This window comes from Escherichia albertii NBRC 107761 = DSM 17582, from assembly GCF_000759775.1.
Taxonomy (GTDB): Bacteria; Pseudomonadota; Gammaproteobacteria; order Enterobacterales; family Enterobacteriaceae; genus Escherichia; species Escherichia albertii.
Genome location: NZ_BBMY01000006.1, coordinates 1 through 25,372 on the forward strand (window position 1 = coordinate 1; position 25,372 = coordinate 25,372).

General features: G+C 49.6%; 19 protein-coding genes and 1 pseudogene. 10 read left to right on the forward strand and 10 right to left on the reverse strand.

Annotated features, from left to right (window positions below; all coding sequences use genetic code 11):
• Positions 1 to 961, forward strand: a 961-nt coding sequence (locus EA14781_RS02030) for an FGGY-family carbohydrate kinase (protein ID WP_042335326.1), incomplete at its 5' end; no start/stop codon positions are given.
• A gap of 533 nt (positions 962 to 1,494) precedes the next feature.
• Here EA14781_RS02030 and queE read toward each other — a convergent pair.
• Positions 1,495 to 2,166, reverse strand: a complete 672-nt coding sequence (gene queE / locus EA14781_RS02035; RefSeq protein ID WP_001199973.1) for a 7-carboxy-7-deazaguanine synthase QueE — start codon at positions 2,164 to 2,166, stop codon at positions 1,495 to 1,497.
• 171 nt (positions 2,167 to 2,337) lie between these two features.
• Here queE and EA14781_RS02040 point away from each other — a divergent pair, with 171 nt between their 5' ends.
• The 4 genes and pseudogenes from EA14781_RS02040 (at position 2,338) to EA14781_RS02055 (ending at position 5,900) form a co-directional block, all read left to right on the forward strand.
• Positions 2,338 to 2,934 (forward strand): LemA family protein, encoded by a 597-nt coding sequence (locus EA14781_RS02040; RefSeq protein ID WP_000472594.1) that lies wholly within the window; start codon positions 2,338 to 2,340, stop codon positions 2,932 to 2,934.
• A gap of 13 nt (positions 2,935 to 2,947) precedes the next feature.
• Positions 2,948 to 3,598 (forward strand): annotated as a pseudogene (locus tag EA14781_RS02045) (TPM domain-containing protein); the annotation flags it as partial.
• Between the two features lie 245 nt (positions 3,599 to 3,843).
• A complete protein-coding gene (locus EA14781_RS02050) occupies positions 3,844 to 4,980 on the forward strand; it encodes a TPM domain-containing protein (RefSeq protein WP_001217971.1) in 1,137 nt (378 codons plus the stop codon).
• Positions 4,980 to 5,900 (forward strand): TPM domain-containing protein, encoded by a 921-nt coding sequence (locus tag EA14781_RS02055; RefSeq protein WP_123058236.1) that lies wholly within the window; start codon positions 4,980 to 4,982, stop codon positions 5,898 to 5,900. The genes EA14781_RS02050 and EA14781_RS02055 overlap by 1 nt, the downstream gene beginning before the upstream one ends.
• Positions 5,901 to 5,959: 59 nt before the next feature.
• On the opposite strand, the gene eno is transcribed toward EA14781_RS02055, so the two are convergent.
• From eno to rlmD, 5 genes are all read right to left on the reverse strand, one after another.
• Positions 5,960 to 7,258: a phosphopyruvate hydratase gene (gene eno / locus EA14781_RS02060; RefSeq protein ID WP_000036723.1), complete on the reverse strand. Its 1,299-nt coding sequence runs from the start codon at positions 7,256 to 7,258 to the stop codon at positions 5,960 to 5,962.
• A gap of 87 nt (positions 7,259 to 7,345) precedes the next feature.
• Positions 7,346 to 8,983: a glutamine hydrolyzing CTP synthase gene (pyrG, locus tag EA14781_RS02065; RefSeq protein ID WP_000210886.1), complete on the reverse strand. Its 1,638-nt coding sequence runs from the start codon at positions 8,981 to 8,983 to the stop codon at positions 7,346 to 7,348.
• Positions 8,984 to 9,210: 227 nt separating this feature from the next.
• Positions 9,211 to 10,002 (reverse strand): nucleoside triphosphate pyrophosphohydrolase, encoded by a 792-nt coding sequence (mazG, locus tag EA14781_RS02070; protein ID WP_001071676.1) that lies wholly within the window; start codon positions 10,000 to 10,002, stop codon positions 9,211 to 9,213.
• A gap of 261 nt (positions 10,003 to 10,263) precedes the next feature.
• Positions 10,264 to 12,498 carry a GTP diphosphokinase gene (gene relA / locus EA14781_RS02075; protein WP_000226846.1) on the reverse strand — a complete coding sequence of 745 codons (2,235 nt, stop codon included), beginning with the start codon at positions 12,496 to 12,498 and terminating at the stop codon, positions 10,264 to 10,266.
• Between the two features lie 47 nt (positions 12,499 to 12,545).
• The gene (rlmD, locus tag EA14781_RS02080; RefSeq protein WP_000046870.1) at positions 12,546 to 13,847 is read right to left on the reverse strand and encodes a 23S rRNA (uracil(1939)-C(5))-methyltransferase RlmD; all 1,302 of its coding nucleotides are present in this window, start codon (positions 13,845 to 13,847) and stop codon (positions 12,546 to 12,548) included.
• A gap of 56 nt (positions 13,848 to 13,903) precedes the next feature.
• On the opposite strand from rlmD, the gene barA reads away from it, so the two are divergent.
• Positions 13,904 to 16,660: a two-component sensor histidine kinase BarA gene (barA, locus tag EA14781_RS02085; RefSeq protein WP_000186409.1), complete on the forward strand. Its 2,757-nt coding sequence runs from the start codon at positions 13,904 to 13,906 to the stop codon at positions 16,658 to 16,660.
• A 99-nt stretch (positions 16,661 to 16,759) separates the two neighbouring features.
• Here barA and EA14781_RS02090 read toward each other — a convergent pair whose 3' ends face one another.
• From EA14781_RS02090 to syd, 4 genes are all read right to left on the reverse strand, one after another.
• Complete coding sequence (locus EA14781_RS02090; protein ID WP_000807728.1) at positions 16,760 to 17,209, reverse strand: flavodoxin; 450 nt, start codon at positions 17,207 to 17,209, stop codon at positions 16,760 to 16,762.
• A 17-nt stretch (positions 17,210 to 17,226) separates the two neighbouring features.
• Positions 17,227 to 18,009 carry a tRNA pseudouridine(65) synthase TruC gene (truC, locus tag EA14781_RS02095; protein ID WP_000889987.1) on the reverse strand — a complete coding sequence of 261 codons (783 nt, stop codon included), beginning with the start codon at positions 18,007 to 18,009 and terminating at the stop codon, positions 17,227 to 17,229.
• Positions 18,009 to 18,338 (reverse strand): YqcC family protein, encoded by a 330-nt coding sequence (locus tag EA14781_RS02100; protein ID WP_000206980.1) that lies wholly within the window; start codon positions 18,336 to 18,338, stop codon positions 18,009 to 18,011. Before EA14781_RS02100 ends, truC begins: the two co-directional genes overlap by 1 nt.
• A 622-nt stretch (positions 18,339 to 18,960) precedes the next feature.
• Positions 18,961 to 19,506, reverse strand: coding sequence for a SecY-interacting protein (syd, locus tag EA14781_RS02110; protein ID WP_000343992.1), 546 nt, complete (start codon positions 19,504 to 19,506; stop codon positions 18,961 to 18,963).
• Positions 19,507 to 19,573: 67 nt separating this feature from the next.
• On the opposite strand from syd, the gene queF reads away from it, so the two are divergent.
• The 4 genes from queF (at position 19,574) to sdaB (ending at position 25,168) form a co-directional block, all read left to right on the forward strand.
• Complete coding sequence (gene queF / locus EA14781_RS02115; protein ID WP_000100576.1) at positions 19,574 to 20,422, forward strand: NADPH-dependent 7-cyano-7-deazaguanine reductase QueF; 849 nt, start codon at positions 19,574 to 19,576, stop codon at positions 20,420 to 20,422.
• A 111-nt stretch (positions 20,423 to 20,533) separates the two neighbouring features.
• Entirely contained in the window at positions 20,534 to 21,898 is a 1,365-nt protein-coding gene (gene ppnN, locus EA14781_RS02120) for a nucleotide 5'-monophosphate nucleosidase PpnN (protein ID WP_000628007.1), read from the forward strand.
• A gap of 554 nt (positions 21,899 to 22,452) precedes the next feature.
• On the forward strand, positions 22,453 to 23,742 hold the full coding sequence (sdaC, locus tag EA14781_RS02125; RefSeq protein ID WP_000450469.1) for an HAAAP family serine/threonine permease SdaC: 1,290 nt from the start codon (positions 22,453 to 22,455) through the stop codon (positions 23,740 to 23,742).
• A 58-nt stretch (positions 23,743 to 23,800) separates the two neighbouring features.
• Complete coding sequence (gene sdaB / locus EA14781_RS02130) at positions 23,801 to 25,168, forward strand: L-serine ammonia-lyase II (RefSeq protein WP_000626415.1); 1,368 nt, start codon at positions 23,801 to 23,803, stop codon at positions 25,166 to 25,168.
• Positions 25,169 to 25,372 lie beyond the last annotated feature (204 nt).

Below are 25,372 nucleotides of genomic sequence, written 5' to 3' on the forward strand. Positions count from 1 at the left end.
CCCTTTTTCGGGTTACCTGACGCATCGCTTAACGGGCGAATTTAAGGACAATATCGCCAACTATTTTGGTCAGTGGCCGGTGGATTATAAGACCTGGGCATGGAGTGAAGATGCTGCGGTAATGGAGAAGTTTAATATTCCCCGCCAGATGCTTTTTGATGTGCAAATGCCGGGTACCGTTCTTGGGCATATCACACCACAAGCCGCGCTGGCGACACATTTCCCGGCTGGGCTGCCGGTTGTTTGTACCACCAGCGATAAACCCGTAGAGGCACTGGGAGCTGGGTTACTGGATGATGAAACGGCAGTAATTTCTCTTGGCACCTACATCGCGTTGATGATGAACGGTAAAGCACTGGATCTTTCGCCGGAAGATTTGCTCAACAAAAAAGCCTCTTGCGTGCCGCCCGGCTGTAATGGGCTGATGACGGTGCTGGACTGGCTGACCAATCCGTGGGAACCGTATAAACGCGGGATTATGATCGGTTTTGATTCCAGCATGGATTACGCTTGGATTTATCGTTCGATTCTGGAAAGCGTGGCGCTGACGCTGAAGAATAATTACGACAATATGTGTAATGAAATGAATCACTTTGCGAAGCATGTAATCATTACTGGCGGCGGTTCGAACAGCGATCTGTTTATGCAGATTTTTGCCGATGTGTTCAACCTTCCGGCACGACGTAACGCCATTAACGGCTGTGCAAGCCTGGGAGCGGCGATCAATACGACGGTAGGACTGGGGTTATACCCAGATTACGCAACGGCTGTCGACAAAATGGTTCGCGTGAAAGATGTCTTTATGCCTGTTGAGAGCAATGCCAAACGCTACGACGCAATGAATAAGGGCATTTTCAAAGACCTAACCAAACACACCGATGTGATTCTGAAAAAATCGTATGAAGTGATGCATGGTGAGTTAGGGAATGCAGATTCAATCCAGAGCTGGTCGAATGCCTAAATGAGGAAAACCGGGCGGGAAACTGCCCGGCCTGAACATACCTAAATGGTTATCCCCGCTGACGCGGAGAACCCAATGATGCCAGCAGCGGCGGAAAATCTGACAGCGGTTTATCCCCGCTAACGCGGGGCCCCCCCCGCCCGGCTCACTCTCTCCGGTCAATATCCGGTTTATCCCCGCTAACGCGGGGAACCCTCTAAACATAACCTATTATTAATTAATGATTTTTTAAGCCAGTCACAATCTACCAACTTTACAGGATCACACAAACAACACATCCATTATGTTAAAGAGCACTTAATCCATTGAGTGAAAAGTTAAATATTTAAAGTGATTCTATACAAACTAAAATCCACCAAACTCTACCGCAATAATTTTCACTCCAACGAAAAATTAACGCCACAGAATTTGTAGAGAATGGCAATGATTAGTCCAGGATAGGCAAAATGGAGGAATTTCAGAGGCGACAAAGAATATAAATGAGTGGAAGTTTTTACAGGTTCCACCCATTTATAACGCTTATAAATGTTTAATCAGGCAATATTTAAATATTTATGTGTTTGCATCGACAAACGCCAGTTACGCGCAATGCAGGTTTCAATGCACAAACGTGTGGCATCATCCTTTTGGCTAATCGGCTGCAGTGCAATGACTCGTGGTTTATCATCGGTCAGCGTTGCCAATAGCTCATCCAGCGCTTCGATGTCACGAACACGCCCAACAGGATGTTTAATTTCGTTAGCGCGCTCCAGTGCCTGCGATAAGACTTCATAGCCGCCGCGCATGTTCAGTTTTGGCGAAACAGTAACCCAGGTATTCGGTGTGCAACGTACTTCGTGAGTGCCGCTGGTTTCTATCTGACAGCTAAAACCGTTTTTTTCAAGCAAATCCGTCAGAGGCAGTAAATCATGAATGCAGGGTTCACCACCGGTAATCACCACGTGACGTGCGGTGTATCCCTGACGACCAATGACTGCCAGCAAATCTTCACTGCTCGCCGCCCCCCACTTATCACTCTCTTTCGTTTTCGCCAGAATACTGAAAAGAGAAACTTCCCGATCCTCAAGCTTTTCCCACGTGTGTTTGGTATCACACCAGGCACAGCCGACCGGGCATCCCTGTAAACGAATAAAAATGGCGGGGACGCCGGTAAAGTAACCCTCACCTTGCAGGGTCTGGAACATCTCGTTAATCGGGTACTGCATAGCATTCTCTGTAAAGTGGATAATTGTTAATTATTGCAGATCCTGCCAAAACAATCATGTCTTATTAACATTCTGTTACATGCAGCTTTAAGGTAAAAAGCGGCTCAGATCATAAAGAATAAAATGAAGCGGCGTATTATGTCTTGAGGAATTAAAAAAAGGGATTTATATATGTTCAAAATATTCATTATATTTATTTTCAATTTATCAGGTTGCGGTTATAACGATATTCAGACCTATGATGAGCAAGTCAATGCATCCTGGTCAGAAGTATTAAATCAATATCAGCGTCGCGCCGATCTTATTCCCAATCTTGTCGCCAGTATTAAAGGTTATTCCAGCCATGAAAAAGAAGTACTGGAAGCCGTAACATTGGCGCGTAGTCAGGCTAACCGCGCCAGTAATGACTTACAACTGGCCCCAGGGGATGAGCAAAAACTACAAGCCTGGCAACAAGCTCAGGCGCAGGTATCCCGTACTCTCGGTCAGTTAACGATTATTAGTGAGCGTTATCCTGAATTAAAGGCCCAGGAACTCTATCAGAATTTAATGGTACAACTCGAAGGAAGTGAAAATCGAATAGCTGTCGCACGAGGAAGATATATTAAAGCCATTGAGCAATATAATGTCACGATCCGCAAATTTCCCGCTGTATTAACTGCAAAAGTAATGGATTATACACCAAAGAAAAATTATTTACCGGATGATGTCGCCGCTGTTAGCAAAGCGCCGACAATTGATTTTAGCCAGAGTGCTAATGCTCATTAAATGAGGAAGCCCTATGCGTATTTTTATTTTTCTTCTGGCTTTCTTCTGTTCATCTGCGTTTGCCACGCAAACTCCAGTACCTGAATTACCCAGGTATGTGAATGACTTAACCGACACATTGACGAACAGTGAAGTAAATGCCCTGGCGCAGGAAAAGCAGCCGCAGGTGGTTGTGTTAGTGGTTGAAACGACGGGCGACGAAACTATAGAGCAGTATGCAACGCGGGTATTCGATAGCTGGAAACCGGGTGATAAAAACCGCGATGATGGCGTTCTGCTGTTAGTTGCCTGGCAGGATCATTCTGTGCGTATTGAAATCGGCTACGGACTGGAAGGCGTTATTACAGATGCACAGTCCGGGCAAATTATTCGTAAAAGCATCATTCCAGCATTTAAAAACGGCGACCTGGCTGGCGGCTTGCAAAAGGGAATAAGCGATATTGAAAGTCGTCTGGCGGGGAATAATTTAGCAACGATAACACCGGCCGATCACCCTTTGCCCTTTAGCGGTTGGTGGGCTTTATTAGTCTGGGCGATAGTACTGACGTTTATTGCTGCCAGAGGATATGTCAAAACGCTGGGACTGATTTGCTTCGTAGCTATTGTTCTGGCCTTTGTTTTACCTGTAGCAGGCTTCAGCGGAAGTTGGGGAGTGCTCATAACATTGCTCTGCTTTGCTACGCCATTCCTGGCTGTCGCTATCGCTTTTACCCCCTTCGGCAAAAAGGTTCGGGATTCGATGCGTAATGCCAACCAGCCATCACGCGAGGGAAGAAGCCGTTCATCCTCCTGGCATTCGTCGTCATCATCTTCCTCGTCATCCTCCTTTGACAATGATCATTTCAGTGGCGGCGGCGGTTCATCAGGTGGCGGCGGCGCATCAGGGCGCTGGTAACAAAAGGAATTGAAATGCGTATTTTTCTCTTACTTCTGATGCTATGCGGTTTTCCCGTATCCGCTGAACAAACATCTTCTGTAACCGACTTAACCGGGATGTTAACGACAGAAGAACAAACCGTCTTAACTCAACAATTACAGACACTTGAGCAACAAAATCACGTCCAGGTTGCTGTTTTGGTAACGCCAACCACTGAAGGTAAAAGCATTAAACTGGCGGCCTCCCAGGCGTACGGGTTATATCACTGGAAACCTACCGAAGGGCAAAGATATGGAGAAGGTATCTTAGTCATGGTTATGTGGCCGAAGCGACAGGTAGCATTAAAGATGGGCCCTGGCCTTGAAGAGATACTGCCACCGGAGCAAGCCGCGCAAATTATTCGCTACCGAATGCAATCGGAGTTTGAAAAAAACAATCTCTTCGCCGGGTTAACGCGTGGAATTGAAGGCATTGTCCTGTTTACGCATACCAAAGCCAGTCTCAGCCCACTGGATGCTCTGGCAAATCATCTGTTTGCTAATCCGCAACGCTCGCTGCCGTGTCTTGCCTGGACATTGCTGATGATCGTTGCCATCGTTGTCCTCTGGCGATTTACCCGCCGTCCAGGGCCTGGCATATGGATGATATCGATGATTACTCCCATGGTCTGGTTTTTCTTCTTTCAGGACGATGTCATCATTCGGCGGGTATCGATCGTTTGTTTCAGTTTATTTTTCGCCGCAATCTGCTGGCAGCGTCTCACGGTAATTTTTCATATGTGTCGCGCATTTCCTATGACGCAGGCACCCAAAAATAAAAACACTAAAATGAAGCCCCCCCAGCAGATTCCTGAATCAGGACGAAATTCATTGCTTGTCGTGCTGCTGATAATTGTTGCGGGATGGAGTCTGGTATTCGCCAGTAATAAAGATATTGCATTAATATCAACAATTATTGGGCTAATTGATTATTTTATCGGCCCAATCACCGTTGCTGGCATCGTTCTGCTGATCATTATGTCCATATTTACCGGCAATCTTAAACTGGAATCAGGACATAAAAGCAACAGGAAAATGGGGAGTCGTAATGCTCATTCTCGCTCTTCGTCGGGAAATTCTTTCCGCGGCGGTGGCGGTTCTTCAGGAGGCGGCGGCGCGTCCGGCCGTTAGTGATCGTTATGCGTTTAATCCTTTTTCTCCTCACTTTGTGGTGCTTTCCGGTGGTTGCCCAGCAAATGGCTGTACCGGAGTTGCGCCAACAGGTGACCGATATTACCGGTACATTAAACACGTCTGAACAGCAATCACTGACACAACAGCTGCAGGATATTACACATAAAACACAGGCACAGGTCGCCGTATTAATAGTGCCGTCCACCGGTGACGATACCATTGAACAATATGCAACACGCGTTTTTGATAGCTGGAAACTGGGAGATAAGCAGCGAAACGATGGTATTTTACTTCTGGTTGCCAGGGAAGATCATACTGTTCGTATAGAAGTGGGCTATGGGCTGGAAGGGGTGGTTACTGACCTGCGAGCAGCGAAGATTATCAATGATATATTGATCCCTGCCTTCAAAAGCGATAACCTTATGGGTGGATTAACACTGGCAAGCGAAAATATTGGCGCACTTCTGTTGAATGGTGAATTGCCAGAAGATAGAGGAAATTATTACCGTATTAATCCCCCTATTCCATTATCGCTTGCTGTAATTCTTTTGCTGGCAGTACTTTCATACTTTATTGTTTTTACCGATCCATCGAATCTACTATGGATAGCACTCACTGGCGCAATTTACGGGATGGTATTCCTCTATGTTGCCGAACCTGGACCATGGACCTCTTTAATCGTTGCTTGCGGTATGTTAACGCCTTTCGCGATCATAGCGTTGCTTAACTTTTGGCTCATCGTTAATAAAAAACTACGCGCCAAATACAAGAAACTCGGTAAAGAAAGAGCTTCAAGAAAAAGTTCTTCTTCATCCTCTTCCGGTGGAGGCTCAAGTGGTGGTGGGTTTAGCGGCGGAGGTGGATTTAGCGGCGGTGGCGGTTCTTCAGGAGGCGGCGGCGCGTCCGGTCGCTGGTAACTCAGCCATAAAAAATGCCAGCCCGAAGGCTGGCATTTTTAAATCAGATAAAGTCAGACTTATGCCTGGCCTTTGATCTCTTTACGACCGTTGTACGGTGCTTTTTCGCCCAGAGCTTCTTCGATACGAATCAGCTGGTTGTATTTAGCAACACGGTCAGAACGGCTCATAGAACCAGTTTTGATCTGGCCTGCAGCGGTACCAACAGCCAGGTCAGCAATGGTAGCGTCTTCAGTTTCGCCAGAACGGTGAGAGATAACTGCAGTGTAACCAGCATCTTTAGCCATCTTGATTGCAGCCAGAGTTTCGGTCAGAGAGCCGATCTGGTTGAATTTAATCAGGATAGAGTTAGCGATGCCTTTTTCGATACCTTCTTTCAGGATCTTGGTGTTGGTTACGAACAGGTCATCACCAACCAGCTGGATTTTGTCGCCCAGTACTTTGGTCTGGTATGCGAAACCGTCCCAGTCAGACTCGTCCAGACCGTCTTCGATAGAAACGATCGGGTACTGTTTGGTCAGTTCTTCCAGGAAGTGAGTGAATTCTTCAGAGGTGAACGCTTTGTTGCCTTCGCCAGCCAGAACGTATTTACCGTCTTTGTAGAATTCAGAAGCTGCGCAGTCCATCGCCAGAGTGATGTCTTTGCCCAGTTCATAGCCAGCCGCTTTAACAGCTTCAGCGATAACAGCCAGAGCTTCAGCGTTGGAACCCAGGTTCGGCGCATAGCCACCTTCGTCACCAACAGCAGTGTTCATGCCTTTCGCTTTCAGAACTTTTGCCAGGTGATGGAAAACTTCAGAACCCATACGGATGGCTTCTTTCACAGTTTTCGCGCCAACCGGCTGAATCATGAATTCCTGGATATCAACGTTGTTGTCAGCGTGCTCACCACCGTTGATGATGTTCATCATCGGAACCGGCATGGAGTATTTGCCCGGAGTGCCGTTCAGTTCAGCGATGTGCTCGTACAGTGGCATACCTTTAGCCGCTGCAGCAGCTTTGGCGTTAGCCAGAGATACAGCCAGGATTGCGTTTGCGCCGAATTTAGATTTGTTTTCGGTGCCGTCCAGGTCGATCATGATCTTGTCAATGCCAGCCTGATCTTTGGCATCTTTGCCAATCAGCGCCTGAGCGATCGGACCATTAACCGCAGCAACAGCTTTGGTTACGCCTTTGCCCAGGAAACGGGATTTGTCACCATCGCGCAGTTCCAGTGCTTCACGGGAGCCAGTAGAAGCGCCTGATGGAGCAGCTGCCATACCGACGAAACCACCCTCCAGGTGTACTTCGGCTTCAACAGTCGGGTTACCACGGGAGTCGATGATTTCACGACCGATGATTTTTACGATTTTGGACATTAGGTTTTCCTCAAGTCACTAGTTAAACTGAAACTCCAGACAAACAACGCGTACCCTGGGTACGCGTTGCCGTTCTAACTTTTTTACTTACTTCGCCTGACGCTTCTGGAACTCGCTGGCGGCTTTTACAAAGCCAGCAAACAGCGGGTGGCCATCACGTGGAGTAGAAGTAAACTCCGGATGGAACTGACAAGCCACAAACCACGGATGGTTCGGAACTTCGATGATCTCGACCAACTGATCATCCCCGGAACGGCCCGCAACGCGCAGACCTGCATCTTCAATCTGTTTCAACAGCATGTTGTTGACTTCGTAGCGGTGACGATGACGCTCAACAATCGTCGGCGCGTTGTACAGCCGACGAACCAGGCTATCGTCAGCCAACTGGCACTGCTGTGCGCCAAGACGCATGGTGCCGCCGAGATCGCTCTTCTCGCTACGAACTTCAACGTTGCCGTTTTCATCACGCCACTCGGTAATCAGCGCCACAACCGGGTACTTACAGTCTGGCACAAATTCCGTAGAGTTGGCGTTCTCCATATTGGCAACATGGCGAGCGTAATCAATCAACGCCACCTGCATACCCAGGCAAATGCCCAGATAAGGAATATTGTTCTCACGCGCATAACGCGCGGTAGTAATCATGCCTTCTACGCCACGATAGCCGAAACCGCCAGGTACGAGGATCGCGTCCAGACCTTTAAGAATTTCAACACCGCGTGTTTCAACATCTTGTGAATCGATCAGTTTGATGTTGACGCTGACACGATTTTTCAGCCCGCCGTGTTTCAGTGCTTCAATCACGGATTTATAAGCATCCGGCAGTTCAATGTACTTGCCGACCATACCGATGGTGACTTCACTCACCGGATTCGCTTCTTCGAAGATAACCTGTTCCCATTCGGACAGATTCGCTTCCGGGCAGTTCAAGCTGAATCGTTTACAAATATAATCGTCCAGCCCCTGAGATTTCAACAGGCCCGGAATTTTATAGATGGAATCGACGTCTTTCAGAGAAATAACCGCTTTTTCTGGAACATTACAGAACAATGCAATCTTCGCACGTTCGTTCGCCGGAACGGCGCGATCTGAACGACAAATCAGGATGTCAGGCTGGATACCGATGGAAAGCAGCTCTTTTACTGAGTGCTGAGTCGGTTTGGTTTTGACTTCACCAGACGCTGCCATGTATGGCACCAGTGTCAGGTGCATAAACAGCGTGTGCTCGCGGCCAATTTCAACAGCCATCTGGCGAATCGCTTCGAGGAATGGCAGGGATTCAATATCACCTACAGTACCGCCGATTTCTACCAGTACGACATCATGACCTTCGCCGCCTTCCAGCACGCGTTCTTTGATTGCATTGGTGATGTGCGGAATAACCTGTACGGTTGCGCCGAGGTAGTCGCCGCGGCGTTCTTTACGCAGAACGTCAGAGTAAATACGACCCGTGGTGAAGTTGTTGCGGCGGCTCATTTTGGTGCGAATGAAACGCTCGTAGTGCCCCAGGTCCAGATCGGTTTCAGCGCCGTCTTCAGTAACGAACACTTCCCCGTGCTGGATTGGGCTCATAGTACCTGGATCGACGTTGATGTACGGATCCAGCTTCATGATGGTCACATTGAGGCCACGGGCTTCAAGAATGGCTGCGAGGGAGGCTGCGGCAATGCCTTTACCCAGAGAGGATACGACCCCGCCGGTCACAAAAATATAGTTCGTTGTCATGCTGAACCTGAGAAGTTAGGTTGAAAAGACGATGGAATAACCAGGACGGGAAAGCAGTATACCCGAACATGACCTGTGCCACAAACTTTCATTATCCCTCCTCTTCGCCAGCGCACGATTGAAATCAGGAGTGAGAAAATAGCCCCTTTGGGGTAAATGTTTTTGACGCAAATCAAGCGCTTGTCATTTAAAAAATGACACAAAAGGCGCTTGACCGCGTAAATCCCTTAGAGATCAATTTCCTGCCGTTTTACCTGTTGCCAGACTTCTTCCATTGTTTCGAGATCAACACCTGTCATTTCCAGTCCACGCGCGGCAACAATACGCTCCACTTCGCGAAAACGGCGCTCGAATTTCTCATTGGCTTTTTGCAATGCGATTTCCGCTTTTGTCCCTAAATGGCGGGCCAGATTGACCGTCGCAAACAGCAGGTCACCCATTTCCTCCTCCAGTTTAGCCTGGTCTACAACAGCCTGCCGGGCCTCGTACATTACCTCGTCAATCTCTTCGTAGACTTTATCGACCACCGGGCCTAACGTCGTCCAGTCGAAGCCAACGTTGGCGCAACGTTTCTGGATTTTTTGCGCCCGCATTAAAGCAGGGAGACTGCGGGGAATATCATCCAGCGCCGAATGCTGCGCTTTCTGCGCGCGCTCTTCGGTTTTGATTTGCTCCCAACGGGTGAGAACTTCGCGGCTGCTCCCGGCAGAACCGTCAGCAAAAACATGCGGATGGCGACGTTCTAATTTATCGCTAATTGCAGCGCAAATATCATTAAAGTCAAAGCGACCTTCTTCCTGGGCCATTTGTGCATAAAACACGACCTGAAACAGCAGATCGCCGAGTTCACCGCGCAGATCGTCAAAATCTTCACGGGCGATGGCATCCAGCACTTCGTAGGTTTCTTCAAGGGTGTAAGGCGCAATAGAAGAAAATGTCTGCTCTTTATCCCACGGGCAACCACTTTCCGGGTCACGAAGACGCTGCATAATAGTGAGCAAACGGTCAATTTGATTCATTGGTATGTCCTGAAAATTGCGGGTCTGTCAGGTGAAAGCCTGTGACCAGAACAGAAGTGAGTTGTAATTCCTTTTAAACAGATTATTGACAAAGTGCGCTTTGTTCATGCTGGATGCGGCGTGAACGCCTTATCCGGCCTACAAAATCTCGCAAATTCAAAATATTGCGAGAAACATGTAGGCCTGATAAGCGCAGCGCATCAGGCAATTTTGCGTTTGCCATCTGTCTCAATCTACTTGTAGACACGAACAAATTTAAAACTAGCTCCCGTGCAACCGACGCGCGTCGATAACATCTGGCACCTGGTTGAGTTTACCCAGCACGCGGCCCAGCACTTGCAGATTGTAAATCTCAATAGTCATGTCGATGGTCGCCAGTTGCTGCTTAGTGTCGCTACGGCTGGCAACGCCAAGCACGTTCACCTTCTCGTTAGCGAGGATAGTGGTGATATCACGCAATAACCCACTGCGATCATTGGCCATTACACGGACCACCAGCGAATACCCGGCTGAGTAGCTCTCTCCCCATACCGCGTCAACAATACGTTCCGGCGCGTGTGAACGCAGTTCTGCCAGTTGCTCACAGTCTGCACGATGCACTGAAATACCGCGTCCCTGGGTAATGAAACCAACAATCTCATCACCTGGAATCGGCTGGCAGCAACGCGCGATATGGTGCATCAGGTTGCCGACGCCTTCTACTACCACGCGACCGTTATCTTTACTGCGATTTTGCGGCGTATAGTTTTTTTGCTGCAACTGTTTCAGCGCGGCAGCATCCTGTTCTTCGGCGCTCGGCTTATTAAATTGCGATTGCAGGAAGTTCACCATCTGATTGAGACGGATATCTCCGCCGCCAATCGCCGCCAGCAACTCGTCGACATCATTGAAGTTGTAGCGAGGCAGCAGATGTTTTTCCGCTTCTTTCAGGCTGATCCCCAGATGTTCCAGTTCGTCGTCCAGGATTTGCCGCCCGGCCAGAATGTTTTTGTCGCGATCCTGTTTACGGAACCATGCGTGAATTTTCGAGCGTCCACGGCTGGTTGTAACATATCCCAGGGTTGGATTTAACCAGTCGCGACTAGGGTTTGGCTGTTTCTGAGTGATAATTTCAATCTGGTCCCCCATCTGCAACTGATAGGTAAACGGCACAATACGTCCGCCAATTTTGGCCCCTATACAGCGGTGTCCAACGTCGCTGTGGATGTGGTAAGCAAAGTCCAGCGGCGTTGATCCCACAGGCAAATCAACGACATCACCTTTCGGCGTAAAGACGTACACCCGGTCATCAAAGACCTGACTGCGCACTTCGTCGAGCATTTCGCCGGAATCCGCCATCTCTTCCTGCCACGCTATCAGTTTTCGCAGCCAGGCAATACGGTCTTCATGTCCCGAACGAGCCCCGCCAGAAGCCGTGCCTTCTTTGTATTTCCAGTGCGCAGCAACGCCCAGTTCGGCATCTTCATGCATCTGTTTGGTGCGGATCTGGATCTCGACCGTCTTCCCGCCCGGCCCCAATACAACGGTATGAATCGACTGATAACCGTTAGGTTTTGGGTTTGCGACATAATCGTCAAACTCATCAGGCAGATGACGATAGTGAGTGTGCACTATCCCCAATGCAGCGTAGCAATCCTGTAGACGTTCCGCGACGATACGTACCGCACGCACATCAAATAACTCATCAAAGGCGAGATTCTTTTTCTGCATTTTGCGCCAGATGCTGTAGATGTGTTTCGGGCGGCCATATACCTCAGCTTTAACACCTTCGGCTTTCATCTCTGCGCGCAGATGACCGACAAACTCTTCAATGTAGTGTTCGCGATCGAGACGGCGCTCATGCAGCAGTTTGGCGATGCGCTTGTATTCCGTCGGGTGGAGATAACGGAAGCAGTAATCTTCCAGTTCCCATTTCAGTTGTCCGATCCCAAGACGGTTCGCCAGCGGCGCGTAGATATTGGTGCACTCTTTTGCCGCCAGCACGCGTTCGTCTTCCGGCGCGTCTTTCACTTCGCGCAGATGAGCAATTCGCTCCGCCAGTTTGATGACCACGCAACGGAAGTCATCGACCATCGCCAGCAACATCCGGCGAACGTTATCAACCTGTTCGGAGGAAACGGAATCGGTGTGCGTGGCTTTCAACTGGCGGATTGCCGCCATATCCCGCACGCCGTGAATAAGGTTGACCACCGACTTACCGACGCTTTCACGCAGTACATCTTCACTGACTACATTGGCATCAGCCAGAGGGAAGAGCAGCGCCGCTCGTAGCGTGTCAATATCCATACTTAATGTCGAGAGTATCTCTACCATCTCGACACCACGCCACAACAGCAGACTGGCATCTGGATGCCCCTGCGTCTGCTGCAGACAATACGCCCAGGTTTCGGCTAAGCACTCACACGATTTCTGGCTGGCAATACCCAGACTTGCGATCCATTTTTGCGGATCAAATTCACCAGCCTTATTGATATGTGCACTTCTTACCGCAACCATCGTCCTCTCCTTTAGGGACCAGACCTGCCGAAATCGGCAAGTCGCAACTATTTAACGCGCGAGAAAAGCACCATCGATTCCAGATGCCCCGTGTGCGGGAACATATCCAGCATCGCCAGTCGCGCAATGGTATATCCTGCTTTTAATAACGCTTCGCTATCCCGAGCCAGCGTTGCAGGGTTACAGGATACATAAACAATACGAATGGGTTCCAGTTTTATAATTTGTTGCATAACACCTGCGGCACCTGCACGCGCCGGGTCCAGTAACACTTTGTCAAAACCGTTTTTCGCCCATGGCTGCTTTGTGACATCATCTTCAAGATTTTCGTGATAAAACGTCACATTATGTAAGCCATTAAGACGCGCGTTCTCCTGACCTTTTTCCACCAGCGCAGGCACACCTTCCACGCCGACGACGCTTGCCGCACGAGTAGCGACAGGAAGAGTAAAATTCCCCATGCCGCAGAACAGATCCAGCACACGATCGTCTGGCTGTACATCCAGCCATTCCAGCGCCTGCGCCACCATTTTTTGGTTCACGCCTGCGTTGACCTGAATAAAATCACGCGGGCTAAAGGTTAAGCGCAACCCATTTGCATCATACCAGGGCATCTCCCCAGATACGGTTTCGAGTATCTCACTATCAGGGGCGAGATACAGATCCAGGCCTTCAGAATGCGAAAAGCGTTCCAGTTTTTCGCGATCAGCCGAATTGAGCGGTGCAGTATGGCGTAAAATCATCAGCGTGCCGCTGGTTGCCTGCACCAGCTCAACATGCCCAAGATGACGTATTGCTTGCAAACTCATCAGACATGCCCTGACTTTGGGCAGCAATGCTTCAAGTTGGGGCACTAAAATAGGGCATTGTTTGATATCAACAATGTCACTGGTGCCGGATTTACGAAATCCCATCAGAAGTTGCTGCGTTTTCGGCAGATAATTCAGACTTAAACGCGCACGGCGTCGGTAGCCCCAGGGGGTATCCGCGATAACATCAGAAACGTCGTGTTTCATTAATCGGGCAAGCGCCGCGCTTTTGCTACGTTGCTGTAACTCAACGCTGGCGTGTTGTTGCTGGCAGCCGCCGCATACGCCAAAATGAGGACAGCGCGGCGTTTCACGCTCTGGGCTGTCGCTTAACCGGCGCACGACTTTAGCGCGAGCATACTGTTTTTTATCTTCTGTAACAGTAACTTCCGCGTTTTCTTGCGGTAATAATCCAGGGATAAATAACGTTTTTCCGTTATGCCGCGCCACACCCTGACCAAAAGAGTCGAGGTCATTGACTGAAACGGTTATGATCTGACGCGTCGTCACGCGCCGTTTTGCAGAGTAGAATTGCGCCATTGGCGAGACTTTCTCAATTTAACAGTGTGACCTTAATTGTCCCATAACGGAACTCCATGACCAACTACAGCCTGCGCGCACGCATGATGATTCTGATCCTGGCGCCGACCGTCCTTATTGGGTTATTGCTTAGTATCTTTTTCGTCGTGCATCGCTATAACGACTTGCAGCGTCAACTGGAAGATGCCGGCGCCAGTATTATTGAACCGCTGGCGGTTTCTACCGAATATGGCATGAGTCTGCAAAATCGCGAATCTATCGGGCAATTGATAAGCGTTCTGCATCGTCGCCATTCCGATATTGTGCGCGCTATTTCGGTTTATGACGAAAATAACCACCTGTTTGTCACTTCCAATTTTCAACTTGACCCTTCGGTAATGCAGCTCGACAGCAATGTACCGTTCCCACGCCAGCTCACCGTCACACGCGACGGCGATATTATGATCCTGCGCACGCCAATTATTTCTGAGAGTTATTCTCCCGACGAATCCCCCAGCAGCGATGCTAAAAATAGTCAGAATATGTTGGGATATATTGCCCTTGAACTGGATCTGAAATCGGTACGGCTACAGCAATATAAAGAGATCTTCATTTCCAGCGTGATGATGCTGTTTTGTATTGGTATTGCGCTTATTTTTGGCTGGCGCTTAATGCGTGATGTAACCGGCCCGATTCGCAACATGGTGAATACCGTCGACCGCATTCGCCGTGGGCAACTCGATAGCCGCGTAGAAGGTTTTATGCTCGGCGAACTGGATATGCTGAAAAACGGCATTAATTCAATGGCAATGTCGCTGGCGGCTTATCACGAAGAGATGCAGCACAATATCGACCAGGCGACATCCGATCTGCGTGAAACGCTGGAGCAGATGGAAATTCAGAACGTTGAGTTAGATCTAGCGAAAAAACGCGCCCAGGAAGCGGCGCGAATTAAGTCAGAGTTCCTGGCAAATATGTCGCATGAGTTACGTACGCCGTTGAATGGTGTTATCGGCTTTACCCGCCTGACCCTAAAAACAGAACTGACGCCGACACAGCGAGATCACCTGAATACCATTGAACGTTCGGCAAATAACTTACTGGCAATCATTAACGATGTCCTCGACTTCTCAAAACTGGAAGCTGGCAAACTGATTCTGGAAAGCATTCCATTCCCACTGCGTAGCACGCTGGATGAAGTGGTGACACTGCTGGCCCACTCATCGCACGATAAGGGGCTGGAACTGACGCTCAATATTAAGAGCGACGTGCCCGATAACGTGATTGGCGACCCACTGCGTTTACAGCAAATCATCACAAACCTGGTGGGGAATGCGATTAAATTCACCGAGAATGGCAACATCGATATTCTGGTGGAAAAACGTGCGTTGAGTAATACCAAAGTGCAGATTGAAGTGCAGATCCGCGATACCGGTATCGGCATTCCCGAACGCGATCAATCACGCTTGTTCCAGGCCTTCAGACAGGCAGATGCCAGTATTTCACGTCGTCATGGCGGCACCGGATTGGGACTGGTCATTACACAAAAACTGGTTAATGAAATGGGCGGCGATATCTCGTTCCATAGCCAGCCGAATCGTGGCTCCACATTCTGGTTCCACATTAATCTCGATCTGAACCCGAATATTATTATCGAAGGGCCATCCACACAGTGCCTTGCAGGCAAACGTCTGGCTTATGTTGAACCGAATTCCGCTGCCGCGCAGTGTACTCTCGACATTTTAAGCGAAACGCCGCTGGAGGTGATTTATAGCCCAAGCTTCTCTGCACTTCCGCCAGAACACTACGACATGATGTTGCTAGGAATCGCCGTGACATTCCGCGAACCGCTAACGATGCAACATGCCCGGTTGCTAAAAGCCGTATCCATGGCTGATTATCTGATGCTGGCGCTTCCCTGCCATGCTCAGGTCAATGCCGAAAAGCTCAAGCAAGATGGTATTGGCGCCTGCTTGCTGAAACCATTAACACCTACACGTCTGTTGCCTGCGCTGACCGAATTTTGTCATCAAAAACAAAACACACTTTTGCCTGTCAACGATGAACGTAAGCTGGCAATGACGGTCATGGCCGTTGATGATAACCCCGCAAACCTGAAGCTTATCGGCGCATTGCTGGAAGATATGGTGCAGCATGTTGAGCTTTGCGATAGCGGACATCAGGCAGTTGAACGGGCGAAACAGATGCCCTTCGATTTGATCTTAATGGATATTCAGATGCCGGACATGGACGGTATTCGGGCGTGCGAACTTATTCATCAGCTTCCGCATCAACAGCAAACGCCGGTTATTGCAGTAACCGCACATGCGATGGCCGGGCAAAAAGAAAAGCTACTTGGCGCGGGGATGAGTGATTATCTGGCAAAACCAATTGAAGAAGAGCGATTGCATAATTTACTGTTGCGTTACAAACCTGGCAGCGGTATTTCCTCACGCGTCGTGACGCCAGATGTGAACGAGATTGTGGTGAACCAGAATACGACTCTCGACTGGCAACTGGCGCTACGCCAGGCTGCCGGCAAAACCGATCTGGCGCGCGATATGCTGCAAATGTTACTCAATTTCCTGCCAGAAGTTCGTAACAAGGTAGAAGAGCAGCTAGTTGGAGAAAACCCGGAAGGTCTGGTTGATTTGATCCACAAACTGCACGGCAGTTGCGGTTATAGCGGCGTACCGCGTATGAAGAATCTCTGCCAACTCATCGAACAACAACTACGTAGCGGTACCAAAGAAGAAGATCTGGAACCTGAATTGCTGGAACTGCTGGACGAGATGGATAACGTGGCGCGTGAAGCCAGCAAAATTCTTGGGTAACAAGCAAATTACCGATTCATTTGGCGCATCAGGCAAGATGAATATCGTAACGTGGTTGCTGTGTGGCTAATGCCCTCTGATTATCAGAGGGCATATATGTTATTTCAATAAACTGGCCCATTGTTCAACCCAGGGATTAGAAACCGTTTCCGGCTCCGGGGTCTCACTGGCATCAACCAACAGTATTTCTCCCACCCGCTGCGCACTCTGTTCCTGAAGCAACGCATCGAACTGCTTGCCGCCGTTGCAGAAATTCACATAGCTGCTGTCGCCAAGCGCAATCACGCCATAACGCAGATTCGGCTGGAACCCCAGGCTATCCTTTATTCCCTGAAAGAGCGGCACAATGCTGTCGGGAAGATCGCCCTGGCCGGTCGTGGAGGTTACCACCAGTACATACTTGTCCTGATATGGCAACCAGTCGTTTAATTCAGGATCTTCAAATACAGTCGCTTTGTGCCCTTGTCTGGACAAAATCGCTTCCGCTTCTTCGGCAACTAGCAATGCGTTGCCGTACATGGTGCCCACAAAAATACCAATTTCCGCCATACCGTTTTCTCCCTGGATTAGGAACTTATGTCACCATCCTGACCCGATGACTCGCTGAACTCAACCCTTTCATTTTCAGGAAGCAGACCGCGCCAGCCAAATTGTGATAGCGCCTGCATCCAGGTATTGTCCAGACCCGCGTGGATTGTGAGCGGCTCCCCCGTAAAAGGATGCGTTAATGACAACTTGCTGGCATGCAGCATTAACCGTTGAAGGCCAAAGTGTTCAGCCGCACTGCGATTCTGGCGTAAATCGCCATGCTTGCTGTCACCGATAATGGGATGACGCAAATGAGCGAGATGTCGACGTAGCTGGTGCTTGCGTCCTGTTTTTGGTTCCAGCTCCACCAGGCCGTAGCGGGTCGTCGGGTAACGCCCGGTCGCCACCGGCATTTCTACCGTTGCCAGACCACGATAATGCGTCACCGCTGGCTGTGGACCTTTATCTTCACGGGCGAATTTATCAGCGATTTTATCCAGCTCTTCCACCAGTGGGTAATCCAGTTCCGCCTCTTCCATCAACCAACCGCGCACAATCGCGTGGTAACATTTCTGAATTTGGTGCTGTTCAAACTGTTGCGCCAGCAACCGCCCGGCCTCGCTGGACAATCCCATCAGTAACACGCCGGAAGTCGGTCGGTCCAGGCGATGTGCGGTAAAAACATGCTGACCAATCTGGTCACGCACGGTTTGCATCACGACCACTTTCTCGTCACGATCCAGCCAACTACGATGAACCAACCAGCCGGACGGTTTATTCACCGCAACCAGCCATTCATCCTGGTAGAGTATTTCCAGCATCAGTGAGTATCATCCGCAAAAAGAGCATCCAGCTTTTCCAGTTCTGCCAGAATTAACGCGCGTTGGGGGTGATCCGTCGCCAGCGCCATTTCATAATACGGCGCCACGGCAAATGCCGCCGGTAAAGGCTGGTGGTTATCTAATAAATCGTGCATCCGCGGAATCAGTACCCATTGCAACCACTCCAGTGGCTCCATCGTATCCATAAAGAATGGCTGGGTACTCGCAAATTGATGCGGCTGGGGTTCATCGCTCTGCCAGTGCTGATGTTCACGTAATAGCGCTTCAAGCGCCTGCAACTGGAGACGAACGCGGTCATGAGTGGTCATAAAGCAACCTCAAGAAGAAAAAACTGCCGCGAAGGATAGCAGGAATAAAAAAAGGGAGCACTGTATTCACAGTGCTCCCGGTTCGTTTCGCAGCATTCCAGCTACTTTTGTTGCTCCCTGCTCATCCTTGACAACTTTTCCTCTGGCCTTGCGGCCAATCGTTCTTCCTGAACTATTGCTTCCTGCACACACCACCCCGGCGTGATTACTTCATCCTGAAGCGTCCCTGGCCTTCCTGACCCGCCAAATCATCCTGACTGGCTCTCATTCTCCATCCTGGAGGTGTCCTTTAACGCATCCAGCGTTATCCTCTTCGCTTCATCCAGAAGCCTTTCCCTGAAACACCATCCTGGCGTGTCCTTCAGAAGTGTCATCATCCTGATGTTCACTTCGCTGTCTGACTCCCTGTCGACGAAGATAGAATCGTCTTTTTAGCCGAGTCTTACAAGGCGCTTACAGACAATATGTTAAGGAAAGCTTCATATAAAAATTAAAAAAATAGCATAATAAATTGATTTGAAATAAAAATATCAATTCTTATCTTTTTAAGTATTTACTTATTTCCTGGCGATCTCCTACAGGGTCTGTAAGAGATCTCTCACAACCAGACGGGGTATTTGGATTACAGAAGAGGCTTAAGTTGGTTAAGGAATTCCGCAAGATTTGAGGCCAGAGGCGTCCGTTTCCGCGTTCCCAACGTCTCTTTGCACACATCGCCCGTGAGATTGCACACGGAGATCACCTCCAGTTCTTCTTCCAGCGTGGCAATAAAGAGTGTCGGTGACAGCTTAAGGCGTTTCTGAGTGACCAGATGTCCAATCAGATTCTCCTGCACCCGGCGGAAATCGTCCTCGCTCCAGGTTTGCAGCAATGTCAGAGGGATATCACCAAACTGCGCATGCATATCCCCGGCAAACTGGGTCGTATAAAAGGAATGAATTGTAGGCTGTATCACAATATCAAAAGCTCGTTCAACCGCGTTCACATTTTGCTCTCCGGTAAACGGCTGGGGTTGCCAGTATACGGCATCGTTGGTGGTTGAAATAATGCATGGCGAGGGAACGCCATAAAGCTCCTCGCTCAACGGCCAACTGTTGTGCTGTTCATGCCAGGCATCGCAGTAACGTGCGGTAAAATCTTTCAAGGCTTGTGCGGTCAATTCGTCCACTAATTTCTCTCTTCACTTAAACCGGATACACTTGCCGTTTAGTTTATCTGGTTTATGACGGTGAAACATGTCTTCTTATACAAACCATCAGGCACTTGCGGGCCTGACTCTCGGAAAATCAACCGATTACCGGGATACTTATGACGCCAGCCTGCTGCAAGGCGTTCCACGCAGTTTGAATCGCGATCCGCTAGGCTTGAAAGCGGATAATCTGCCATTTCACGGTGCGGATATCTGGACGCTATATGAACTTTCCTGGCTGAACGCGAAAGGTTTGCCGCAGGTCGCCGTCGGTCATGTCGAACTTGATTACACCAGCGTGAATCTCATTGAATCGAAAAGCTTCAAACTGTATCTCAATAGCTTTAACCAGACGCGCTTTAACAACTGGGATGAGGTGCGCCAGACGCTGGAACGTGATTTAAGCGCCTGTGCCCAGGGTGCGGTCAGTGTAGCGTTGTATCGCCTTGATGAACTGGAAGGCCAGCCAATAGGCCATTTTAATGGCATCTGCATTGATGACCAGGATATCGCCATTGATAACTATGAGTTCACCACCGACTACCTGAAAGATGCCGCCAGCGGCGAGAACGTGGTGGAAGAGACGCTGGTTAGCCACTTGCTGAAATCCAACTGCCTGATAACTCACCAGCCAGACTGGGGCTCAATTCAAATTCAGTACCGAGGTCGCAAGATTGACAGGGAAAAGTTGCTGCGTTATCTGGTCTCTTTCCGTCATCACAACGAGTTCCATGAGCAATGCGTAGAGCGTATTTTTAATGACCTGTTACGCTTCTGTCAGCCAGAAAAATTAAGCGTTTACGCTCGTTATACTCGCCGCGGTGGGCTGGACATTAATCCCTGGCGCAGCAATACCGACTTTGTCCCATCGGTGACCCGGCTGGTACGACAATAAATTTTTTCTCAATTTTGCGTACTGGGTTCACGCATAAGGTTGTGAAAGATCATCAGGCAGGGCTATTGTAATCAAAGGGAATGACGATATTCGTCCCATAAGGAGTTTTTCTTGATTACACATATTAGCCCGCTTGGCTCCATGGATATGTTGTCGCAGCTGGAAGTGGATATGCTTAAACGCACCGCCAGCAGCGACCTCTATCAACTGTTTCGCAACTGTTCGCTTGCCGTTCTGAACTCCGGTAGCCTGACCGATAACAGCAAAGAATTGCTGTCTCGTTTTGAGAATTTTGACATTAACGTCCTGCGCCGTGAACGCGGCGTTAAGCTGGAACTGATCAATCCACCGGAAGAGGCTTTCGTCGATGGGCGTATTATCCGCGCCTTGCAGGCTAACTTGTTTGCGGTCCTGCGCGACATTCTCTTCGTTTACGGGCAAATTCATAACACCGTTCGTTTTCCAAACCTGAACCTCGACAACTCCGTCCATATTACCAACCTGGTCTTTTCTATATTGCGCAACGCCCGCGCGCTGCATGTTGGCGAAGCGCCGAATATGGTGGTGTGCTGGGGCGGTCACTCAATTAACGAAAACGAGTATCTGTACGCTCGTCGCGTCGGTAATCAGCTCGGTCTGCGCGAGCTAAATATCTGCACTGGCTGTGGTCCGGGAGCGATGGAAGCGCCGATGAAAGGCGCGGCGGTCGGTCACGCTCAGCAACGTTACAAAGACAGCCGTTTTATTGGCATGACGGAGCCATCGATCATCGCCGCTGAACCACCTAACCCGCTGGTTAACGAACTGATCATCATGCCGGATATTGAAAAACGCCTGGAAGCGTTCGTGCGTATCGCCCACGGCATCATTATCTTCCCTGGCGGTGTGGGTACGGCTGAAGAGTTGCTGTATTTATTAGGGATTTTGATGAATCCGGCGAACAAAAATCAGGTATTGCCATTAATCCTCACCGGACCGAAAGAGAGCGCCGATTACTTCCGCGTACTGGACGAGTTTGTTGTGCATACGCTGGGAGAAAACGCACGTCGCCATTATCGCATCATCATTGATGGCGCGGCTGAAGTGGCCCGGCAGATGAAAAAGGCGATGCCGTTGGTGAAAGAAAATCGCCGCGATACCGGAGATGCTTATAGCTTTAACTGGTCAATGCGCATTACACCGGATCTGCAAATGCCGTTTGAACCGACCCATGAAAACATGGCCAATCTGAAGCTGTACCCGGATCAGCCTGTTGAAGTACTGGCGGCGGATCTGCGTCGCGCGTTCTCCGGTATTGTGGCGGGTAACGTTAAAGAAGTCGGCATTCGCGCCATTGAAGAGTTCGGGCCTTACAAAATCAACGGCGATAAAGAAATTATGCGTCGTATGGATGACCTGCTACAGGGCTTTGTCGCCCAGCATCGTATGAAGTTGCCTGGCTCTGCCTACATTCCTTGCTACGAAATCTGCGCTTAATCCCCTTCTCCCGGTAACATTTGTTGCCGGGTCTTCTCTTTTTGGTCAAAAATCAGGTCGTTTATTTCATTTGTTATCTGAATGCTTCAGCGTGTCATGAGCTGATTAATATCCATATAATCAATATGTCATACAATTTACACCGCAACGCAAACGTTTACCTTTCTTAAAAGAACGCATTTTATCGCTTTAAAAAAGAATTTCTCGTAATTATTAACTAAAAGTATTGTTTTTTTCAGTTCAACCTACATATATTGCGCGCCCCGGAAGAGGTCAGATGTCGTTTATTGGGTAAATATTGCCCTTAAATTCTCTTTTACTTTTGATTTACAGAGTAAAGAGCCGAGATTATCTATCTTATAAGTAGATTATTGTATTTGAGATCAAGATCACTGATAGATACATAAGTTGTGTGTATCTTTCCGCCCTCAAATTATTACGGCGGAAAATGATAAAGCCATCGCCGGTAGACAGATTTCATTTTTACGGCCAGACACCTTCCCGGGCTGAGCTGGCTAAAAGCTGAATTTTTTGCATTCCTCCAGGAGAAATAGATGGAAACGACTCAAACCAGCACGATTGCGTCGAAAGACTCTCGCAGTGCCTGGCGCAAGACAGATACCATGTGGATGCTGGGCCTGTACGGCACGGCTATCGGCGCGGGTGTGCTGTTCCTGCCGATCAACGCCGGTGTCGGCGGTATGATCCCACTAATCATTATGGCTATCCTCGCGTTCCCGATGACGTTTTTCGCTCACCGCGGCCTGACTCGCTTCGTGCTGTCCGGTAAAAATCCGGGTGAAGACATCACCGAGGTAGTGGAAGAACACTTTGGTATTGGCGCAGGTAAACTGATTACCCTGCTCTATTTCTTCGCTATCTACCCAATCCTGCTGGTATACAGCGTGGCAATCACCAACACGGTAGAAAGCTTCATGTCCCACCAGTTGGGTATGACACCGCCACCGCGTGCGATTCTGTCCCTGATTCTGATCGTCGGTATGATGACCATCGTTCGCTTCGGTGAGCAGATGATCGTTAAAGCGATGAGCATCCTGGTATTCCCGTTCGTTGCAGTTCTGATGCTGCTGGCTCTGTACCTGATCCCGCAGTGGAATGGCGCGGCGCTGGAAACGTTGTCTCTGGATACCGCGACTTCTACTGGTAACGGTCTGTGGATGACCCTGTGGCTGGCGATTCCAGTAATGGTGTTCTCGTTCAACCACTCTCCGATCATCTCTTCTTTCGCCGTTGCGAAGCGTGAAGAGTACGGCGATATGGCAGAACAGAAATGCTCTAAGATCCTGGCATTCGCCCACATCATGATGGTGCTGACGGTAATGTTCTTCGTCTTCAGCTGCGTACTGAGCCTGTCTCCGGCAGACCTGGCAGCCGCAAAAGAGCAGAACATCTCAATTCTGTCTTACCTGGCGAACCACTTTAACGCGCCGATTATCGCGTGGATGGCACCGATTATCGCAATGATCGCAATCACCAAGTCCTTCCTCGGTCACTACCTGGGCGCACGTGAAGGCTTCAACGGTATGGTGATCAAATCACTGCGTAGTAAAGGTAAGTCTATCGAAATCAACAAGCTGAACCGTATCACTGCGCTGTTCATGCTGGTAACGACCTGGATTGTTGCCACCCTGAACCCGAGCATCTTGGGTATGATTGAAACCCTGGGCGGCCCAATCATCGCGATGATCCTGTTCCTGATGCCGATGTACGCAATCCAGAAAGTACCGGCAATGCGCAAGTACAGCGGTCACATCAGTAACGTATTCGTTGTTGTGATGGGTCTGATTGCTATCTCCGCAATCTTCTACTCTCTGTTCAGCTAAATTCCTTTCGCGCCGCTTTCGGGCGGCGCTTCCTCCGTTTTAACGCGATGTATTTCCTATGATTAGCGTATTCGATATTTTCAAAATCGGCATTGGCCCTTCCAGTTCTCATACCGTTGGACCAATGAAAGCGGGTAAACAATTTACCGACGATCTGATTGCCCGCAATCTGCTGAAAGACGTCACCCGCGTAGTGGTAGATGTCTATGGTTCGCTCTCTCTGACCGGTAAAGGCCACCACACGGATATCGCCATTATTATGGGTCTGGCAGGTAACCTACCGGATACTGTGGATATCGATTCCATCCCTGGCTTTATTCAGGATGTGAATACCCATGGTCGCCTGATGCTGGCAAACGGTCAGCACGAAGTAGAATTTCCGGTTGATCAGTGCATGAACTTCCATGCCGATAATCTTTCTCTGCATGAAAACGGCATGCGCATTACCGCTCTGTCGGGCGATAAAGTGGTTTACAGCCAGACTTACTACTCCATCGGCGGTGGCTTTATCGTTGATGAAGAACATTTTGGTCTGCAGGACAGCGCACCGGTTGAAGTCCCGTATCCGTACAAAACCGCTGCCGATCTGCAAAAACATTGTCAGGAAACCGGGCTGTCACTCTCTGGCCTGATGATGAAAAACGAACTGGCGCTGCACAGCAAAGAAGAGCTGGAACAACACCTGGCGAAAGTCTGGGAAGTGATGCGCGGCGGTATTGAGCGCGGTATTTCCACCGAAGGCGTGCTGCCGGGCAAACTGCGCGTTCCACGCCGTGCCGCGGCACTGCGCCGGATGCTGGTCAGCCAGGATAAAACCACCACTGACCCAATGGCGGTAGTTGACTGGATCAACATGTTCGCACTGGCAGTAAATGAAGAAAACGCGGCAGGTGGTCGTGTGGTGACTGCACCGACTAACGGCGCGTGCGGGATTATCCCGGCAGTGCTGGCGTACTACGACAAGTTTATCCGCGAAGTTAATGCCAACTCACTGGCTCGTTATTTGCTGGTTGCCAGCGCGATTGGTTCTCTTTATAAGATGAATGCTTCGATTTCTGGCGCCGAAGTGGGTTGCCAGGGAGAAGTTGGTGTAGCGTGCTCTATGGCGGCGGCAGGTCTGGCTGAACTGTTAGGCGCAAGCCCGGCGCAGGTATGCATCGCAGCAGAAATCGCGATGGAACATAACCTCGGTCTGACTTGCGACCCGGTTGCCGGGCAGGTGCAGGTGCCGTGCATCGAGCGTAACGCCATTGCAGCAGTGAAAGCGGTCAACGCCGCGCGTATGGCGCTGCGCCGTACCAGCGAGCCGCGCGTCTGCCTGGATAAAGTTATCGAAACCATGTACGAAACAGGTAAAGACATGAACGCCAAGTACCGCGAAACCTCTCGCGGCGGCCTGGCAATGAAGATTGTTGCCTGCGATTAATCGCTCTCCAGAGGCCTCGTTTTACGAGGCCTCACATTGTTGAGAATGTGCCTGTTGTTTATGTCAGATGCAGCGTAAACGCCTTATTCGACCTACAAAATAGCGAAAATTCAATAGATTGCGATTCTTTTGTAGGCATGATAAGTGTAGCGCATCTGGCAATTTGGCGTTGTCATCAATACCAGACCTCGTTTTGCGAGCTCT

Excerpts from the sequence above, each read along its gene's own strand:
- pyrG (WP_000210886.1), bottom strand. The coding sequence starts at position 8,983 with ATGACAACGAACTATATTTTTGTGACCGGCGGGGTCGTATCCTCTCTG.
- sdaB (WP_000626415.1), top strand. The coding sequence starts at position 23,801 with ATGATTAGCGTATTCGATATTTTCAAAATCGGCATTGGCCCTTCCAGT.
- truC (WP_000889987.1), bottom strand. The coding sequence starts at position 18,009 with ATGCTGGAAATACTCTACCAGGATGAATGGCTGGTTGCGGTGAATAAA.
- EA14781_RS02040 (WP_000472594.1), top strand. The coding sequence starts at position 2,338 with ATGTTCAAAATATTCATTATATTTATTTTCAATTTATCAGGTTGCGGT.
- rlmD (WP_000046870.1), bottom strand. The coding sequence starts at position 13,847 with ATGGCGCAATTCTACTCTGCAAAACGGCGCGTGACGACGCGTCAGATC.
- EA14781_RS02050 (WP_001217971.1), top strand. The coding sequence starts at position 3,844 with ATGCGTATTTTTCTCTTACTTCTGATGCTATGCGGTTTTCCCGTATCC.
- barA (WP_000186409.1), top strand. The coding sequence starts at position 13,904 with ATGACCAACTACAGCCTGCGCGCACGCATGATGATTCTGATCCTGGCG.
- sdaC (WP_000450469.1), top strand. The coding sequence starts at position 22,453 with ATGGAAACGACTCAAACCAGCACGATTGCGTCGAAAGACTCTCGCAGT.
- queE (WP_001199973.1), bottom strand. The coding sequence starts at position 2,166 with ATGCAGTACCCGATTAACGAGATGTTCCAGACCCTGCAAGGTGAGGGT.
- queF (WP_000100576.1), top strand. The coding sequence starts at position 19,574 with ATGTCTTCTTATACAAACCATCAGGCACTTGCGGGCCTGACTCTCGGA.
- relA (WP_000226846.1), bottom strand. The coding sequence starts at position 12,498 with ATGGTTGCGGTAAGAAGTGCACATATCAATAAGGCTGGTGAATTTGAT.
- mazG (WP_001071676.1), bottom strand. The coding sequence starts at position 10,002 with ATGAATCAAATTGACCGTTTGCTCACTATTATGCAGCGTCTTCGTGAC.
- EA14781_RS02100 (WP_000206980.1), bottom strand. The coding sequence starts at position 18,338 with ATGACCACTCATGACCGCGTTCGTCTCCAGTTGCAGGCGCTTGAAGCG.
- eno (WP_000036723.1), bottom strand. The coding sequence starts at position 7,258 with ATGTCCAAAATCGTAAAAATCATCGGTCGTGAAATCATCGACTCCCGT.
- EA14781_RS02090 (WP_000807728.1), bottom strand. The coding sequence starts at position 17,209 with ATGGCGGAAATTGGTATTTTTGTGGGCACCATGTACGGCAACGCATTG.